Genomic DNA, 613 nt, shown 5'->3' with positions numbered 1-613 from the left:
AGCAGTTCGGTGGCCCCGAGCACCGCCCCCGCGGGAAGGTTGGACGAACCTGACGGAAGCGCTGCGATCTGTGCATCGGAGGAGGTGGTCAGATCGACCAACGGAACACCGCGATAGGTGTCTGACAGCCTGGCGGTCGCAGGCAAGCCGTGTGCTGGAGCCCTTGCCGGTACTGCCGCCGCTGCAGCTTCCCTCATCGCACCGCGATGGACAAGCCAAACGTCGTTGCCTCCTTCTGGCCTCCGGGCGGTGTAGCCGTGACCTTTAATCTCGTAGTTCCATTCCGGCTTGTCCGCGTCCGGCAAGAGGCCCTGGTGATCCAGGAAAGGGAGCATCGCTTCTGGGACGCGTTGAGTCCCATGGGAGAAGCCTTTGGGGACGGCGAATGAGATGTTTATGAAGTCCTCGAGCGCAGCGGGGGTCGCCTCAGACCTTGCGGAGGGCGCGGCCTCCGCATGCAGCCTTCGGATATGTTCGGCCCCTGTGCCTTGAACGGGTACCCCTGCCAATGGCAATTCACCCAACTGCTGCATGGGGGGCTGCATCGGCACGCGGCCGCCTGAATTGCCGATTTCGCTCGGCGGCTGCTGAATGGCGGCGGCTTGCGGGGCCC

1 pseudogene is annotated in these 613 nt (G+C 64.4%); it reads right to left on the bottom strand.

What is annotated here, in order from left to right:
* Positions 1-613 (bottom strand): annotated as a pseudogene (locus tag AC0L2P_RS32185) (Ulp1 family isopeptidase); the annotation flags it as partial.

Source organism: Mesorhizobium sp. WSM4836 (assembly GCF_055811815.1).
This window is presented reverse-complemented; position numbering and strand designations above follow the sequence as displayed.